Genomic DNA, 16,503 nt, shown 5'->3' with positions numbered 1-16,503 from the left:
CTGCCGGGTGGCCGCTACTTGACCAGGGGGAAGAGGATCGTCTCGCGGATACCGAGGCCGGTGAGCGCCATGAGGAGTCGGTCGATGCCCATCCCCATGCCGCCGGACGGCGGCATCCCGAACTCGAGCGCCCGCAGGAACTCCTCGTCGAGACGCATGGCCTCGACGTCGCCCTGCGCGGCGAGCTTCGCCTGCTCGATGAAGCGTTCGCGCTGCACGACCGGGTCGACGAGTTCGGAGTAGCCGGTGGCGAGCTCGAAGCCGCGGACGTAGAGGTCCCACTTCTCGACCGCGCCCGCGATGGAGCGGTGGGCGCGAACGAGCGGGCTCGTGTCGACCGGGAAGTCCATGACGAAGGTCGGTCGCTCGAGGCCACCCTTGACGAAGTGTTCCCACAGCTCCTCGACGTACTTGCCGTGGATGGGGTGCGGGACCTCGACGCCCTCACGCTCGGCGAGCGCCTTGAGTTCCTCGATCGGCGTCTGCGGCGTGATCTCGACACCAGCGGCGGCCGACAGGCTCTCGAACATCGAGATGCGGTCCCACTCGCCACCGAGGTCGAACTCCGTGCCGTCGGCCCAGGTGACGACGTGGCTCCCGCTCGTCGCGAGTGCGGCGTTCTGGATGAGGGTCTGCGTGAGGTCGGCCATGGTGCCGTAGTCCCCGTACGCCTCGTACGCCTCGAGCATGGCGAACTCGGGGCTGTGCGTGGAGTCGGCGCCCTCGTTGCGGAAGTTGCGGTTGATCTCGTAGACGTGGTCGATGCCGCCGACGACGGCGCGCTTCAGGTACAGCTCGGGCGCGATGCGCAGGTAGAGCTCGGTGTCGAACGCGTTCGAGTGGGTGACGAAGGGGCGGGCCGAGGCTCCTCCGTGCATGACCTGGAGCATCGGCGTCTCGACCTCGACGAAGTCGCGCTCCGTGAAGGTCTGGCGGAGGCTGGCCACCGTCTTGGACCGGTCGAGCACGTTCTTGCGCGCCTGGTCGCGGGCGATGAGGTCGAGGTACCGGCTCCGGACCCGCGTCTCCTCGTTCAGCTCGTTGTGGAGGTTCGGCAGGGGCAGGATCGCCTTCGCCGCGATGGTCCACTCGGCCACCATGATCGACAGCTCGCCACGACGACTGGAGATGACCTCGCCGGAGACGAAGACGTGGTCGCCGAGGTCGACGAGCTCCTTCCAGGCCGCGAGCTGTTCGTCGCCGACGCTGGCGAGGCTCACCATCGCCTGGATTCGGCTGCCGTCGCCCGACTGGAGGCTGGCGAAGCAGAGCTTGCCGGTGTTGCGCAGGTGCACGACGCGGCCCGCGACGCCGACCGTGACGCCGGTCGCCTCGTCGGGCTGGAGGTCGCCGAAGCGGGCGCGCACCGCCGGGATGGTGTCGGTGATGGGGAGGGTGACGGGATAGGCACCGCCGGCACCCGACGTCGCCTCGTCGATGAGGCGCTGGCGCTTCGCGAGCCGGACGGCCTTCTGCTCGGAGAGCTCTGCCTGCTCTGCTGCGTCGTCGATCGGCTCTGGCGTCGTGTCAGTCATGCGGTGGGGTTCTCCTCGTGCGGTCACTGGAGTTTACCGGGGACCGTGCGGGCCGCGCGCACGGCCGGGTTCCTATGAACCGGCTATCGACGGCCTGACAAGGGTCTGCGAACAACCATTCGGAGGACATCGCCGGGTACCCGGGCCGTGCTTGGCTCGAAGGACAGGAGTCCCGATCGGGGGCACCGACGCCGGAAACGAACTCGAAAGGCTCGTCATGACGACGCTCTCCGACCACCAGCACACCGACCACCACGAGGCCACCACCATCCCACCGGTCCCGGCCTCTCCCTCCGCTCCGCGCGGACAGGCGGGGATCGACGCCGGTCTCCTCCTCCTGCGCCTGGCCCTCGGCGTGGTCTTCATCGCCCACGGCCTCCAGAAGTTCCTCGTCGACTCCATTCCGGGCGTCGCGTCCGGGTTCGGCGGCATGGGCATCCCTGCTCCCGAGGTCGCGGCGGTCGTCGTCGCCGGTCTCGAGGTGGTCGGTGGCCTGCTGCTCATCGTCGGCCTCGGCACGCGCATCGTGGGCGCCCTGCTCGCGGTGACCATGGCTGTCGCGATGGTGCTCGTGCACCTGCCGGCAGGGTTCTACGCCGCCGACGGAGGCTTCGAGTACGTCATGCTGCTCGCACTCGCATCGCTCGCACTCACCCTCGCCGGCCCGGGTCGACTCGCCGTCGACGCGCTGATCCGTCGCCGCCGCAGCCGCTGACACGGACCCACTGACACGGACCCGCCCGCCTGCCCGGACTCGGGTGGGCGGGCGGCGGTCCGTCCACCCGGCTAGAGCAGCTCGTCGACGTCGGGCGTGGTCGCCCCGCGCAGGGCCTCGTCGACGGACGACCGCACGAGCGAGGACAGGAAGCCGCCGGCGTTCTCCACGCCGATGTCCTGGAGCAGTCCGGTCGCCTGCTGCACGACCGCGCGCGAGAAGCTCGCGGCCGTCTCCACCGCTTCGGCGTAGGCCGCACGATCTGTCTCGGCGATGATGACGGGCTCCGCGCCCATCTCGACCACGAGCGCCTGGCCGATCGGTTGGACCGGGGCCGGTGCGGTCACGGCGAACGACGTCTCGTGCAGACGCGCGAGGTCGAGGCTCGTCCCGGTGAACACCATGGCCGGGTGGATCGCCAGCGGGATGGCACCGGCGCGCGCGGCCGGAGCGAGCACCGCTGTCCCGAAGCGGGCCGAGGTGTGGGCGACGAGCTGACCCGGCTGCCACGCACCGACGGCGGCCAGTCCCTCGACGAGCGAAGCCAGTTCCCCATCGGGGACGGCGATGACGACGAGCTCGCTCCGCTCGACCACCTCGGTCGGATCGAGCACCGGCACATCCGGCAACAGGGCGTTCGCCCGTTCGAGGCTCTCCTCCGACACCGCGGTGATGCCGACGATCGCGTGCCCTGCTCCTCCGAGCGCCGCTCCGATGACCGGGCCGACGCGACCACTCCCGATGATCCCGACGCCGAGCCTGGCGCTCCGTCGTTCCGCGCTCACATGGTCCTCCGGTCGTGGTCGGTCGTCGGGAGCGGCACGGACGACGCCGGCCTCTGCTCCCGCGACGGCGCGGCGTCCGGCTGCGTCGTCGGCTCGGTGCCCGACGGCGCCACCGGCTCATCGAGGTAGGGGACTGTCGCCTGCGCCTCGGACGGCTGGTGCTCGGGGTCGAAGCTCGCCCACCGGTGACTGCGGTCGGTCGACTGCGCGACCACGATCGCCGCCGAAGCCGCGTCGAACATCCGCACCGCCTCGTCGCGGGCCAGCGCCGGGAGCTTGGCGATCACCGGGCCGGGGACCGTGTGCGCGGTCGCCGAGGCGAGGTCGAGCGCGCGCAGCAGCGGGCCCTGGTCGATCCGGATGCTCTGCAGTCGCGCGAGCGGGAGGATGTGGAGTTTGCGCCAGACCACGCCCTGTCGGAACAGCAGCATCCCGTCGCGCAGCGCGTAGCCGGTCCGACGCCAGGAGAACCAGTTGATCCATCGCGAGCGGCGGGGCGAGCCCACGAAACCGACGCCGTCGCGCGTGGCGAGGGCCGACTGCAGGGGCGCCCAGGCGCTGCCGTCGATCCGGCCTGCGAGCATCAGCTCCACGACCTGGGCGGCGTCCACGAGCGACCCGACCGGCAACACCGTGTTGCTCGTCGCACCGCGGGCAGCCTGCTCCAGTGACAGGCCGGCCTTGTTGATCCGCACCCGCCACCAGCCGAACGGCCGCCAGATGATGGGCTGCGACACTTCGATCGCATGGATGCGGCCGGGCGGGACGGTGTCGTTCGTCGTCGAGAACAGCCCGAAGCCGATGCGCACGCCCGAGGGCGTCGCCGCGATGCTGTAGCGCAGCGACTTCGTCACGCCCGACCAGACGAAGGCGCCGAGACTCAGCACCATCGGGACCAACCAGAACCACGCCCAGTCCAGACCGTTGACGAGGAGCACGACGCCGACCACGACCGAGATGAGGACGATCACGGTGAACGGGCTGAGCAGGGTCGACCCGATGAGCCGGCCGAGGGTCAACCGCACCACGGAGTCCGGCACCGCCTCCTCCGGGTCGAGTTCGGGCGAGATGAAGTCGTCGACGCGCTCGGTCACGAACCGGGACACCCCGCCGGTAGCGTCGGGCGACGATTGCGACGGCTGGGTCAGGTCTGCCGGTTCGCCGGCCGCGGCGGCCTGCCCGCGTTCCGCGAGCTTCGCACCGCTCGCGAGCGTGAGCACGTCCCGGCGGAGGCCGTCGGCGTCGGCGCCGTACAGGTACTCGAGTTTGACGTTCGCGTCCTGCCCAGCGACGCTCACGTTGATGCGCGAGGCCCCGATGAGCCTGGCGAGGAGCGGCTTCTCGATGGAGACGCCCTGGATGCGGTCGAGCTTGGCCTTGCGGTTGGTGCGGAACAGGATGCCGCTGCGCACCTCCACGGCCTCGTCGGTGACGCGGAAGGTGTGCATGCGCCAGGACAGCCAGAACACGGCGATCACCACGATGAGCCCGACGGCGATCGCGAGCAGCACCCACCCGACGAAGCCGTGGTTGAGGATGTAGTCGATCGGGTCGGTCGGCTGCTCCATCCCAGGAGCGGGGATGAAGAACTCGATGAGACGCTCGCGGAGGTTGGCGATCACGATGCCGAGGATCGCGACGAACGCGATCCCACCACGCAGCAACGGCGTCGCCGGGTGCAACCGGTGCCACTGACCGTCGACGAGGCTCTGCCCGGCCACCCGTGGGACGATCGCCTCGGCCGTCGGCTTCACCCGAGGCCCCGCGGCCGGAGCCTCGAACCGCTCCGGCGGTCCTGCCGCCTGGTGCTCGCTCACAGCCCGGTCCGCCGGCTCTCCGCCACGGCGACCAGATGGTCGCGCAGCCCTTCGGCCTCGGCCTCCGGCAATCCGTTGATCACCACACCGGTCGAGGCGGACGCGGTCACGAACTTGAGGTCGGCGAGGCCGAACGCCCGCGACAGGGGCCCGCGGTTGATGTCGACGAGCTGCATGCGCCCATAGGGCACGGCGACGAAGCGCTGCCACATGATCCCGCGGCGGAAGAGCAGGTCGTCCGCGCGCAACTGGTAGCCGATGGCGCGGATGCGGCGCGGGATGAACGCCGCTGCGATCAGGGAGATCACGGCGAAGGCGGCGAACGGCCACCAGATCCAGGTCCAGTCCCAGACGAGCGCGACGAAGACCACGGCCGCCGTGACGAGCACGAGGCCGGCGCCCTCGGAGATGAACTCGACGGCGATGAGCTTGCGACTCACGCGGCGCCACTCGGCATCAGGCAGTTCGAGCCGCTTACCGCTCTGCTCCGCAGGGCCGGCCTGGACCGTCTCCGGCGACGACAGCTCCTCCAGCGGCGTCTCGATCAGCGGCCGTTCGGCGGGCTGATCAGGTGTGGGACGGGGCTCCCCCGGGTGCGGCGTCGTCATCATCATCCTTCGGAACGGTGCAGAACCACTCGGCCACCAAGGCGGCGACGACGAGTGCGACGGATCCCACGATGGACGCGATCACCAGCCACAACGAGCCTAGCGCGGGCAGGATCGGACGGGTCAGGACGAAGAGCAGGATCCCGACGGTCGCCCCAGCCACCAGGGAGCCCGCATGGCTCGAGGCCTTCGCGAGCGCGGCGACCCGCATGGCGCGGAACGGGTCGATCCGACGGGTGGCGCGACCGGTCGTGCTGCGGCGGATGGGCCAGGACAGGGCGATGAGGATGATCGCGACCGCCACGAGCGAGACCGCGAGGGTGACGGGCGGGATGATCGACGCACGTCCGCCGGACACCATCGCGACTTCGACGAGGAAGCCGAAGACGACGCCCACCCCGGCGAGGACGATGAGCGGTGTCGCGGTGGTGCGGGTCACGGGTGCACGCCGTCGTCAGGGACCACGGAGCCGTCCTTGGCGGCCGCGAGGGTGTCGAGGCGGCCGACGCCGGGCAGGGTCGCGTCGGGGTCGAGGAGCAGCCAGGGCACGACGACGAACCCGCGCTCGGCGGCTCGCGGGTGCGGGACCGTCAGGCGTTCGTCGTCGATCGTCTCGTCGTCGTAGGCGATGAGGTCGAGATCGAGCGTCCGGTCGCCCCAGCGCTCCTCGCGGACGCGGCCGTGCGCGAGTTCGATCCGCTGGAGTTCGTCGAGGAGCGCGTGCGGCTGGAGGCGGGTGCGGACGGCAGCGACACCGTTGAGGTAGGCCGGAGCCGACTCGTCGACGCCGGACAACTTGACGGCCGCGCTCGCGACGAGCGGCGACGGCCGCACCTCGAGCACTCCGTCGACGGCGGCGAGGTCGTCCACCGCCTGTGCGATCGTCGCGCGGCGGTCCCCCAGGTTCGCCCCGATGGCCACGACGGCCCAGACGGCACGGGGCTTCGGTGGTCCGGGCCGACGGACTGGGTCGTGGATCGGTGTGCGCGAGACCATCAGACGGCCCGCCCGGCCTGGGTGCGGTCGGCCTGGGTGCGCTCGATCGTCACCGCCACGTCGGCGAAGGGCACGGTGATCGGCGCGCTCGGCTTGTGCACGGTGACCCGGACCGCTTCCGCGCGTTCGTTCGCGAGCACCACGTCGGCGATGCGCTCGGCCACGGTCTCGATGAGGTCGACCGGGTCGCGCTCCACGGCCGCGACGACCGCCTCGGCGAGCTCGCCGTAGTGCATGGTCGCGCCGAGCTCGTCGCCGCCGGCGGCCGGGCGGAGGTCCAGCGACACGGTGACGTCGATGACGAACTCCTGTCCGGCCTCGCGCTCGAAGTCGAAGACGCCGTGGTGCGCGAACGCCCGCAGGCCCGTGAGGGTGATCGAATCAGTCATCGGCTCCACCTTGCCATGCATCGAGGGTATCGAGAGCGAGTCTGGTGGCGGCGACGTCGTGGACGCGCACACCCCAGGCTCCGGCCTGCGCGGCCAGCACGGTCACCACGGCGCTCGGCAGGTCGCGCGCCTCCATCGGGGCGTCCTCGGGGAGGAGCGCTCCGATGAACCGCTTGCGGGACGCGCCCACCAGCACCGGGTACCCGAGCTCGCGCAGCAGGTCGAGTCGCGCGAGGATGCGCCAGTTGTGCTCGGCGTGCTTCGAGAACCCGAGGCCGGGATCGACGACGATCCGGCCGGGGTCGACGCCCTGACCGCGAAGGGTCGCCACCCGGTCGTCGAGTTCCCGAGCGACGTCGACCGCCGCGTCGGTGTACGTGGCGCGGCGCGCCATGTCGGCCGAGTGCCCGCGCCAATGGCTGATGACGCAGTCGAGACCGGACGCCGCCATCACGCCCGGCATGCGATCGTCGGCGAGGCCACCGGAGACGTCGTTGATGATCGAGGCACCGGCGTCGGCCGCGGCACGGGCGGTCTCCGCGCTCATCGTGTCGATGCTCACTCGCGCACCAGCAGCGGCCAGCGCCGCGATGACGGGCGCGACCCGGTGCTGCTCCTCACGGGTGTCGACCCGGGCGGCACCGGGCCGCGTCGATTCGCCGCCGACGTCGATGATGGTGGCGCCTGCCGCGATGAGCTCGAGCCCGTGGGCGACGGCGTCGTCGACGTCGAGGTACCGGCCGCCGTCGCTGAACGAGTCGGGTGTGACGTTGACGACGCCCATGATCTGGAACATGCGATCACCCCGCCTGGTCGGCGGACGCGCCGATCAGGACCATCAGCTCGGCCCGTGCAGCCGGATCGGCCAGGGCTCCACGGCTCGCGATGGTGACGGTGGTACTCGTCAGCTGGCGCGAACCGCGCATCGAGACGCAGCCGTGCGCGGCCTGGAGCACGACGAGGACGCCGCGAGGCGCGAGCCGTTCGACGAGGGTGTCGGCGATCTGCTCGCTCAGCCGCTCCTGGACCTGCGGGCGCGAGGCGAGTGTGTCGACGAGCTTCGGCAGGGCACCGAGTCCGATGACGAGTTCGTCGGGCAGGTAGGCGATGTGCGCCGTGCCGAGGAACGGGAGCAGATGGTGCTCGCAGACGGAACGGAAGGCGATGTCGCGGACGAGCACGACGTCGCTGGTCGCGCCCTCCTCGATCGGGATGGGGCGGGCCAGGTGCACACCGGCGTCCTGACCGACGCCACCGAAGAACTCCGCGTACGCATCGGCGACACGCGTCGGGGTGTCGGCGAGGCCGTCGCGGGAGGGGTCTTCGCCGATCGCCTCGAGGATCTCGAGGACCGCCGCGGCGATCCGCTCGCGGTCCACGGACGACCGCGAGGCCGAGCCCTGATCGGACTCGGCCTGCGCGGCTGCGACCGCGTCGTCCGCGGTGTGCTCGCCGTGGGTCATGCGGGCTAGGCGGTCGCCGGTCGCGGCTTCGTCGCGCGGGTGCGCTTGGGCTTCGCGGGAGCCTCGGGCTCGGGCTCCGAGCTCACGCCACCGTCGGCCGCACCGGAGTCGATGGGGGCGGTGAACGATGCGGAACCGACGGCCGAACCCGACCCGACGGGACGCTTCTTGCTGGACAGCCAGACGGGGCGCGGCGGGAGCTTCTTGACGTCCTTGAAGATCTCGGCCAGCTGGTTGTGGTCGAGGGTCTCCTTCTCCATCAGCTCGGCGGCGAGGCGGTCGAGCACGGCCCGGTTGGTCGTGATGACCTGCCAGGCTTCGTCGTGTGCGGCCTCGATGAGCTCGCGGACCTGGGCGTCGACGCGCTGCGCGATCTCCTCCGAGTAGTCGCGCTGGTGGCCCATGTCGCGGCCGAGGAACATCTCGCCCGAGGACTGCCCGAGCTTGACGGCACCGACGTCGGTGGTCATGCCGTACTCGGTGACCATCTTGCGAGCGATCCCCGTGGCCTTCTCGATGTCGTTCGACGCACCCGTGGTCGGGTCGTGGAACACGAGCTCCTCAGCGACGCGGCCACCCATCGCGTAGGCGAGCTGGTCGAGCAGCTCGTTGCGCGTGACGGAGTACTTGTCCTCGAGGGGCAGGACCATCGTGTAACCGAGGGCGCGGCCGCGCGGGAGGATCGTGACCTTCGTGACGGGGTCGGTGTTATTCATCGCCGCTGCAGCGAGCGCGTGCCCGCCCTCGTGGTAGGCGGTGATGAGTTTCTCCTGCTCGCGCATGACGCGCGTGCGGCGCTGCGGACCGGCGATGACGCGGTCGATGGCCTCGTCGAGCGCGCGGTTGTCGATCAGCTGGGCGTTGGAGCGCGCCGTGAGCAGCGCGGCCTCGTTGAGGACGTTGGCGAGGTCGGCACCGGTGAAGCCGGGCGACTTGCGGGCGACGACCTCGAGGTCGACGCTCGCGGCGAGCGGCTTGCCCTTGCCGTGCACCTCGAGGATCTTCTTGCGGCCGGCGAGGTCGGGGGCGTCGACGCCGATCTGGCGGTCGAAGCGGCCCGGGCGCAGGAGCGCGGGGTCGAGGATGTCGGGGCGGTTGGTCGCGGCGATCAGGATGACGTTCGTCTTGACGTCGAAGCCGTCCATCTCGACGAGCAGCTGGTTGAGGGTCTGCTCGCGCTCGTCGTGACCGCCGCCCATGCCGGCACCGCGGTGGCGACCGACGGCGTCGATCTCGTCGACGAAGATGATCGCGGGCGAGTTCTCCTTGGCCTGCTGGAAGAGGTCGCGGACGCGGCTCGCACCGACACCGACGAACATCTCGACGAAGTCGGAGCCGGAGATCGAGTAGAACGGCACGCCGGCTTCGCCGGCGACGGCACGGGCCAGGAGCGTCTTGCCCGTTCCGGGAGGGCCGTACAGCAGGACGCCCTTCGGGATGCGCGCACCGACGGCCTGGAACTTCGCGGGCTCCTTGAGGAAGTCCTTGATCTCCTCGAGCTCCTCGATCGCCTCGTCGGCACCGGCGACGTCGTCGAAGGTCACCTTCGGCGACTCCTTCGACACGAGCTTCGCCTTCGACTTGCCGAACTGCATGACCTTGTTGCCGCCGCCCTGCATACCGGAGAGCATCAGCCAGAAGAAGACACCGATGAGGAGCAACGGGAGGAGGAGTCCGAGCATCGACAGGAGCCAGCTCGGCTGGGGCACCTTGTCGTTGTAGCCACCGGACGGGTCTGCGGCGTCGACGGCCTCGACCACGTCGGCCGCGCGGGCGCCGACGTAGTAGAACTGCACCTGCTTGCCGAACTCGTCGTCGGCCTTCGTCAGCGTGAGGTCGACGCGCTGGTCGCCGTCCGTGATGACGGCCTCCTTGACCTGACCCTTCTCGAGGAAGGCGAGACCCTCTTGCGTGGAGACCTCACGGAAGCCGTTCATGCTCATCAGGCTGATGCCGATCCAGAAGACCAGGGCGGCGATGATGAGGTACGGGATGGGACCCTTGAAGAGACGCTTGACGTTCATAAGTTGAGAGGCCGGGGCTGGCCCGTTCCCTTTCTGCAGGAGGGGTCGACGGGCGGAGCCGCGTCGCAAATCAGGCTACCCCCTCGCCGCTGGATGCCTCCCCTGTGTTTGCCGTGGGCTTAACGGGGGTGCGGTGTGAGGTCGGTGGAGTGGTTCAGGCGTAGACGTGCGGGGCGAGGACGCCGACGTCGCGGAGGTTGCGGTACTTCTCGTCGAAGTCGAGACCGTACCCGACCACGAAGTCGTTCGGGATGTCGAAACCGACGTACTTGCACTCGACGTGCACCTTCGCGGCCTCGGGCTTGCGGAGGAGCGCGCAGACCTCGATGGACGCGGCTCCGCGCGAGGCGAAGTTCTCGAGCAGCCAGGAGAGGGTGAGGCCGGAATCGATGATGTCCTCGACGATCAGGACGTGACGGCCCGTGAGGTCGGCGTCGAGGTCCTTGCGGATCTGGACGACACCGCTGGACTTCGTGCCGGCGCCGTACGAGCTGACGGCCATCCAGTCCATCGAGAGCGGGATGCGGAGTTCGCGCGCGAGGTCGGCCATGACCATGACCGCACCCTTCAGCACGCCGACGAGCAGGACGTCCTTCCCGGCGTAGTCGGTCTCGATCTGCCGGGCGAGTTCGGCGAGCTTGTCGCGGATCTCCTGCTCGGTGACGAGGATGGTCGTGAGGTCGTCGGAAATGTCGCTCTGCTCCATGCGTCGAGTGTATGCGAGATGACCCGGACGCCCGTGCGCCTCCCGCCCGGGGAGCCCTGTGGTCAGCGGGCCGCGAAGACGATGCGTCCAGCGTGTCGGGACGCCGTCAGGCCGGGCAGGTCGATCGGACCCTGGCCCGCCCAATCGGTGACGAGCCGTGCGACCTCGATCGTCTGCGACCGCGTGAGCGAGACGCCGAACTCGCTCTGGACGATGTACCGGATGATCCGCTGGCGGAGCGCCGCCGGGTTGGCGGCGAGTGCCCCGGCACTGACGGAGATCCCGGCCTCGGCGTGCTCGACGAGCTCCTCGATGGTCTCCTCGATCATCTCCTCGAACGCGTCGGCGTCCTCCCGGGCGGCGTCGGCGGTGCGGGCGAGGGCCTCGGCGATCCCCGGCCCGAGCTCCGCCTCGAGCACCGGCAGGACCCGCTCCCGAACCCGGACCCGCGCGTAGGCGTCGTCGGTGTTGTGCGGGTCGTGCCACGGTTCGAGTCCTTCGGCAGCGCACGCCTCGCGGGTCTGGGAGCGCCGGATCCCGAGCAGCGGTCGGAGGAGCGCACCGGAGACGGGTGCCATCCCCTGGAGGCTGCCCGTGCCCGACCCTCGTGCGAGACCGAGGAGGACGGTCTCCGCCTGGTCGTCGAGGGTGTGCGCGAGCAGCACCAGGGACGCACCGACCTCGACTCGCGCGGCGTCGAGTGCGGTGTACCGCGCCGCCCGTGCCGCGGCCTCCGGTCCACCCTCGGAGCCCACCTCGACGACGCGGACCAGTACGGGGTCGAGCCCGAGGGCACGCGCCTGGTCGGCTGCACGCGCCGCGACGTCGGCCGAGCCCGGCTGCAGTCCGTGGTCGACGATCACGGCACCGGCCCGCAGTCCGACCTTTGCGGCTTCGAACGCGGCCGCGGCGGCGAGCGCGAGCGAGTCCGCGCCGCCGCTCAGTGCGACGAGCAGGTCGGCACCGGCGACGTCACGCGACGGCGTGGACGCCGTGCCCGCGATCGCGTCGCGCACCGCCTTCCGCAGGGCGGCGACGGACGGGTGGAGCGGGGGGCGGACGTCGTTCACGCGGACCACGCTATTGCACCGCGCCGGGCGCCTCCCCACACCGTTCGCTCCGGGACGCATCGGTTATGGTTGGTCCTCGTCGGCGACCGCGCCGGCTCAACGTCATCCAACCGCGCAAGGAGCAGGCTTATGGCCGAGTACGACGCCGTCATCGAGATCCCGCGGGGCAGCCGCAACAAGTACGAGATCGACCACGAGACCGGTCGGGTCTTCCTGGACCGCGTCCTGTTCACGAGCTTCGTCTATCCCGCCGACTACGGCTTCTTCGAGAACACCCTCGGCGAGGACGGCGACCCGGTCGACGTCCTGGTCCTGCTCGACTTCCCGACCTTCCCGGGCGTCGGCATCAAGGTCCGCCCCGTCGGTGTGCTGCACATGACGGACGACGGCGGCGGCGACGACAAGGTCATCGCCGTGCAGTACAAGGACCCGCGCTGGTCGCACATCCAGGACCTGACGGACATCCCGCAGGCGACGCGCGACGAGATCGAGCACTTCTTCGTCCACTACAAGGACACCGAGCCCGGCAAGTGGGCGCGGATCGACGGCTGGGGCGACGCCGCCGCGGCCGAGAAGATCATCCTCGCGGGCTTCGACAAGTTGAAGGCGGAGGGGCACTGACCCCCTGCGGACCTCCGCACACCGCATGACGAAGCGGCCGGCACCCGAGGGAGCCGGCCGCTTCGTCGTGCGGGTCGCCGCGCTCGATCAGCCGAGCGGCGCTCCGCGGTCGGCCATGAACGGCTGCGCGTCGATCGCACTGCCGTTGATGCGGACCTCGAAGTGCAGGTGGCAGCCGGTGGAGGCACCGGTCGTGCCGACGTAGGCGATGACCTGTCCGGCGGAGACCTGGTAGCCGACGCCGACCTGGATGCCACCGTTCACGATGTGCGCGTAGCCGGTCGAGACGCCGGAGCCGTGGTCGATGAGGACGAAGTTGCCGTACGTGCCGTACCAACCGGCATAGGTCACGGTGCCGGAGGTCGCCGCGTAGATCGGGATGCCGCAGCCGCCGGCGATGTCGGTCCCGCGGTGGAAGCTGCCCGAGCTGCCGCCGCCGGTGGAGATCGGATCGCGGTAGCCGTACGTGCCCGAGATGCTGCCGGAGGCCGGAATCGCCCAGCCCTGACTGCTGAGCTGACCGCCGTCGGCGCTCTCACCACGCGCGGCAGCGGCCGCAGCCTCGGCGGCCTTCCGCGCTGCCTCGCCGGCTTCGAAGTCCTTGACCGTCTTCGCGGTCGTGTCCTGCAACGCGGTCAGCTGGGCGTTGAGCGTGACGATCAGCTCCTGGTTCTTCTCGAGCTTCGCCGCCGCCGCGGAGGCCGCCGCCTGGGCTGCCTCCATGGCCGTCTGCGCCGCCTGTCGGAGCGACTCGCGCTCGTCGCGGGCGACACCGGCCTGTTCCCCGAGCGCAGCCGCGGTGTTGCGTGCGGCGACCGCTTGCTCATAGACGCCGTTGCTGTGCTCGGCGACCTGGTTCATGTTGCCGAGTTTCGACAGGAGGTCCGTCGCGCCCTTGCTCTCGCCGTCGAGGAAGAGGCTCAGGCTGAGATCGGCGCCGCCGGAGCGGTAGAGCTGTGACGCGACCCGACCGGCCTGCTTCGTCGCGGTGTCGGCCTCGGCCGTCTTGGCGTCGGCCTGCGACTGGATCGCGGTGGCCCGGGCATCGGCCTCGAAGAAGGCCTCCTCGGCGGCCTGGAACTCCGTACCGCGCTTCTCGGCCTCGTCCTGGGCGACCTGCAGCTCGTCCTGCAACTGGACGATGAAGTTCTTGATGTTCGTGACCTCGGCGGCCTTCGCGGCCTCATTGCCCTTCGCGGCCTGGACGTCGTCCCACGAGGGGTAGTCGGCTGCTGACGCCGGACCGGCGACGCCGAAGGAGCCGACGATCGCGAGTGACATGACGATGGCGGCGGTGAGGCGTCCTCGCCACCGCACGGAGGACGCCGATCCGGCGTTGGTCGTCCGGCTTCGGCGCCAAGCGCCGACAAGCTTCTTGCTCATGAAGTAGGGGCCCATCTCGGTTCGCTGCAGTCACATCGGTCACATCGGTACCACTGTCCACGCTAGCCCGACGGGGGTCGGGACCGGCTGCGGACACTCCCGTCGGCCGTGGCATCCAGGAGTGGTCCACGCCAGAGGCTAACCCCGGCCGGGGGCCGTGGAGCGGTCATTCGGCGCCTGTCGTCACATCCGGCACGGAGCGCCGAACCCTGGTCCGCGAACCCGATTTTGGATTCGGCGGTTTCATCCGTATGCTTGTCGCTCGGTAGTCATGAAGCTTCAGGGCTTCGCGGCCCTATCGTTTAGCGGCCTAGGACACCGCCCTTTCACGGCGGCAGCACGGGTTCGAATCCCGTTGGGGTCACCACCGACTACTGGAAAAACAGCCGCTCGGATTCAGGTATAGTGAGTCTGCGCGACTGCGAGAAGCACCAAGGAACACCAGCATCACCGCAGTTCGTATCACCAGCAATTCAACATGTATGGCCCTGTAGCGCAGTTGGTTAGCGTGCCGCCCTGTCACGGCGGAGGTCGCGGGTTCAAGTCCCGTCAGGGTCGCAAAAGGTCGGAAGCCCTCTCGCAAGGGAGGGCTTCTGCTTTTGAGACATCGTCGCCGTTCGTGCAGCTGATGTACTCGGCTCTGTAGCTCAGTTGGTAGAGCGCACGACTGAAAATCGTGAGGTCACGGGATCGACGCCCGTCGGAGCCACGGAACCCCCACCTAGCTTCTACATGGTGGGGGTTCTTTTTTTGCCCGGATGCCCGTGAACACCCAAACCACCACCTGAGTTGCCACTCCTGGCCCACGGCGGACAGACTCGCACTGTGGAATCGAAACCATCACGCTGGGTGACCGCCTCCGTGCTCGCGGTCCTGCTGGGGACGTCGCTCGCGGCGTGCTCGGGCACGAGGTACGGACTGCCACGTGATGAGGCCGTCGGCACCTGGCGCAGCGGGGACACACGGCTCGAGCTCGCCGACGACGGGACCTTCGAGGCCACCGCCTGGCCCTCGGAGGTTCAGTGCAGTCTTGACGACGACCCACGCGTGGACGACCCGATCGACTTCTCCGGGACCTGGATGGTGGACAACGAGGGGACCCACCGAGACCTCGTCCTGCATCCCGGCGACGGCGCATGCGAGACGTCCCGGATCACCTCCGACGTACGGAGCGACGACGGTCTCGCGCGCCTGTGCGTCCACGCCCGCGGATCCTTGTCCGGCCCGGCCGAGAACTTCTTCACCCTGTATCAGGGTGATCCTCCGGAGACCGCGGATCCGGATCGCTGCCTGAACTACTAGCCCACCCAGGCCCAGCGACCGCGCGGGCAGACGAGTCTCGCCCGCCCGATCCCTGAACCCCTTCCGCTCCCTGAGCTACCCCCTCCGGCCCCCGAGCTACCCCCACCGGTCCCTGAGCTACCCCCACCGGTCCCTGAGCTACCCCCACCGGTCCCTGAGCCTGTCGAAGGGCCCACGGAGCACCCCGCGAATCCGGCACCCCTCCACCGGTCCCTGAGCTACCCCCACCGGTCCCTGAGCTACCCCCACCGGTCCCTGAGCCTGTCGAAGGGCCCACGGGGAAACCCCGTCAATCCGGCACCCTTCCTCCGGTCCCTGAGCCTGTCGAAGGGCCTGCGGAGAACCTCACGAATCCGGCATGCCTTCTCCGGTCCCTGAGCCTGTCGAAGGGCCACAAGGAACATCCCGCTCCGGCACCCTTCCTCCGGTCCCTGAGCTTGTCGAAGGGCACGCGAGGATACTTCCACAACCGTGCCGACTCAGCATCTGGAATGTCAGTGGTTCATGGTGGACTTGTTCCATGACCGAGACCACCCTCACCGCGATCCGCGCTGGCGACGAGCACGCCGCGCGCCTCGCGGAGTTCTCGGACCATTACGCGGACATCCAGCGGCGTCGCGCCAACCTGTACGCCGAGGAGGCCCGCCTGCTCGCCCGTTCCGCCGCCTACGCCGACGCCTTCGCAGACGCCACGGTTCCGGCGATCTTCCCGCCGGCTGAGCGCCAGGAACTCTCCCGCCGCTCCACCTGTGCGGCCCTCGCGATGGCGACCCGAACACCTGAACGGACCGTCCAGCGGGCGACGAACGACGCGGAAAAGCTCGTCAACGAAGCCCCAGCTGTGCTCGAGTCCCTCGAGGCCGGCCGCATCTCAGCGCGACACGCGCAGACGATCATCGATCAACTCAGTGACGTGCCGACCGCGGGGCGGGCGGTGTTCCTCACGGAGGTCCTGCCGGTCGCGGAAGAGTCCACCAACGCGAACCTCCGCAGGCGCGCCCGCGTCCTGCGCGAGCGCCTCCACCCCGAATCGATCACCGCACGCGCGGTCCGCTCCGAGGCAGACCGCCGGGTCGAGTTCGAACCCGC

16 protein-coding genes, 3 tRNA genes and 1 pseudogene are annotated in these 16,503 nt (G+C 69.9%); 7 read left to right on the top strand and 13 right to left on the bottom strand.

The annotated features are described in order from the left end of the window. Positions 1–14: 14 nt before the first annotated feature. Positions 15–1,535: a lysine--tRNA ligase gene (lysS, locus tag B9Y95_RS00105; RefSeq protein WP_085510166.1), complete on the bottom strand. Its 1,521-nt coding sequence runs from the start codon at positions 1,533–1,535 to the stop codon at positions 15–17. A gap of 217 nt (positions 1,536–1,752) precedes the next feature. Between lysS and B9Y95_RS00100 the strand changes: the two genes are divergently transcribed. Then, a complete protein-coding gene (locus B9Y95_RS00100; protein ID WP_085510165.1) occupies positions 1,753–2,250 on the top strand; it encodes a DoxX family protein in 498 nt (165 codons plus the stop codon). Between the two features lie 71 nt (positions 2,251–2,321). Here the strand turns inward: B9Y95_RS00100 and B9Y95_RS00095 are convergent, their stop codons facing one another. From B9Y95_RS00095 to tilS, 11 genes are all read right to left on the bottom strand, one after another. Continuing rightward, positions 2,322–3,035 carry a Rossmann-like and DUF2520 domain-containing protein gene (locus B9Y95_RS00095; protein ID WP_085510164.1) on the bottom strand — a complete coding sequence of 238 codons (714 nt, stop codon included), beginning with the start codon at positions 3,033–3,035 and terminating at the stop codon, positions 2,322–2,324. Further along, positions 3,032–4,852, bottom strand: a complete 1,821-nt coding sequence (locus tag B9Y95_RS00090; protein ID WP_085510163.1) for a PH domain-containing protein — start codon at positions 4,850–4,852, stop codon at positions 3,032–3,034. Before B9Y95_RS00090 ends, B9Y95_RS00095 begins: the two co-directional genes overlap by 4 nt. Further along, positions 4,849–5,460 (bottom strand): PH domain-containing protein, encoded by a 612-nt coding sequence (locus B9Y95_RS00085; RefSeq protein ID WP_085510162.1) that lies wholly within the window; start codon positions 5,458–5,460, stop codon positions 4,849–4,851. Before B9Y95_RS00085 ends, B9Y95_RS00090 begins: the two co-directional genes overlap by 4 nt. Beyond that, positions 5,420–5,899 carry a DUF3180 domain-containing protein gene (locus B9Y95_RS00080; RefSeq protein WP_085510161.1) on the bottom strand — a complete coding sequence of 160 codons (480 nt, stop codon included), beginning with the start codon at positions 5,897–5,899 and terminating at the stop codon, positions 5,420–5,422. Before B9Y95_RS00080 ends, B9Y95_RS00085 begins: the two co-directional genes overlap by 41 nt. Then, the gene (gene folK / locus B9Y95_RS00075) at positions 5,896–6,456 is read right to left on the bottom strand and encodes a 2-amino-4-hydroxy-6-hydroxymethyldihydropteridine diphosphokinase (RefSeq protein ID WP_085510160.1); all 561 of its coding nucleotides are present in this window, start codon (positions 6,454–6,456) and stop codon (positions 5,896–5,898) included. Before folK ends, B9Y95_RS00080 begins: the two co-directional genes overlap by 4 nt. Continuing rightward, positions 6,456–6,845 carry a dihydroneopterin aldolase gene (gene folB, locus B9Y95_RS00070; protein WP_079705157.1) on the bottom strand — a complete coding sequence of 130 codons (390 nt, stop codon included), beginning with the start codon at positions 6,843–6,845 and terminating at the stop codon, positions 6,456–6,458. Before folB ends, folK begins: the two co-directional genes overlap by 1 nt. After that, positions 6,838–7,641 (bottom strand): dihydropteroate synthase, encoded by an 804-nt coding sequence (folP, locus tag B9Y95_RS00065; RefSeq protein ID WP_085510159.1) that lies wholly within the window; start codon positions 7,639–7,641, stop codon positions 6,838–6,840. Before folP ends, folB begins: the two co-directional genes overlap by 8 nt. A 4-nt stretch (positions 7,642–7,645) precedes the next feature. Further along, positions 7,646–8,308 (bottom strand): GTP cyclohydrolase I FolE, encoded by a 663-nt coding sequence (gene folE, locus B9Y95_RS00060; protein WP_085510158.1) that lies wholly within the window; start codon positions 8,306–8,308, stop codon positions 7,646–7,648. Positions 8,309–8,313: 5 nt separating this feature from the next. Further along, entirely contained in the window at positions 8,314–10,332 is a 2,019-nt protein-coding gene (gene ftsH, locus B9Y95_RS00055) for an ATP-dependent zinc metalloprotease FtsH (RefSeq protein WP_085510157.1), read from the bottom strand. A gap of 154 nt (positions 10,333–10,486) precedes the next feature. Further along, entirely contained in the window at positions 10,487–11,038 is a 552-nt protein-coding gene (hpt, locus tag B9Y95_RS00050) for a hypoxanthine phosphoribosyltransferase (RefSeq protein ID WP_064294334.1), read from the bottom strand. A 62-nt stretch (positions 11,039–11,100) separates the two neighbouring features. Next, a complete protein-coding gene (gene tilS, locus B9Y95_RS00045; RefSeq protein WP_234993919.1) occupies positions 11,101–12,108 on the bottom strand; it encodes a tRNA lysidine(34) synthetase TilS in 1,008 nt (335 codons plus the stop codon). 129 nt (positions 12,109–12,237) lie between these two features. Here tilS and B9Y95_RS00040 point away from each other — a divergent pair, with 129 nt between their 5' ends. Further along, a complete protein-coding gene (locus tag B9Y95_RS00040) occupies positions 12,238–12,729 on the top strand; it encodes an inorganic diphosphatase (protein ID WP_079705152.1) in 492 nt (163 codons plus the stop codon). Between the two features lie 87 nt (positions 12,730–12,816). On the opposite strand, the gene B9Y95_RS00035 is transcribed toward B9Y95_RS00040, so the two are convergent. Beyond that, positions 12,817–14,112: a M23 family metallopeptidase gene (locus tag B9Y95_RS00035; RefSeq protein WP_085510998.1), complete on the bottom strand. Its 1,296-nt coding sequence runs from the start codon at positions 14,110–14,112 to the stop codon at positions 12,817–12,819. A 291-nt stretch (positions 14,113–14,403) separates the two neighbouring features. Between B9Y95_RS00035 and B9Y95_RS00030 the strand changes: the two genes are divergently transcribed. From B9Y95_RS00030 to B9Y95_RS00005, 5 genes and pseudogenes are all read left to right on the top strand, one after another. Next, a tRNA-Glu gene (locus B9Y95_RS00030) sits at positions 14,404–14,479 on the top strand. Positions 14,480–14,596: 117 nt separating this feature from the next. Next, positions 14,597–14,670 (top strand) — tRNA-Asp (locus tag B9Y95_RS00025). Positions 14,671–14,748: 78 nt separating this feature from the next. Continuing rightward, positions 14,749–14,821 (top strand) — tRNA-Phe (locus B9Y95_RS00020). A 116-nt stretch (positions 14,822–14,937) separates the two neighbouring features. Further along, positions 14,938–15,414 carry a hypothetical protein gene (locus B9Y95_RS00015; RefSeq protein WP_143736281.1) on the top strand — a complete coding sequence of 159 codons (477 nt, stop codon included), beginning with the start codon at positions 14,938–14,940 and terminating at the stop codon, positions 15,412–15,414. A gap of 520 nt (positions 15,415–15,934) precedes the next feature. After that, positions 15,935–16,503: pseudogene (locus B9Y95_RS00005) on the top strand (DUF222 domain-containing protein); the annotation flags it as partial.

This window comes from Plantibacter flavus (assembly GCF_900177615.1).
GTDB classification, from domain to species: domain Bacteria; phylum Actinomycetota; class Actinomycetes; order Actinomycetales; family Microbacteriaceae; genus Plantibacter; species Plantibacter flavus.
The sequence above is the reverse complement of the archived record's forward strand: the minus strand, read 5'-3'. Positions and strand labels throughout refer to the sequence as shown.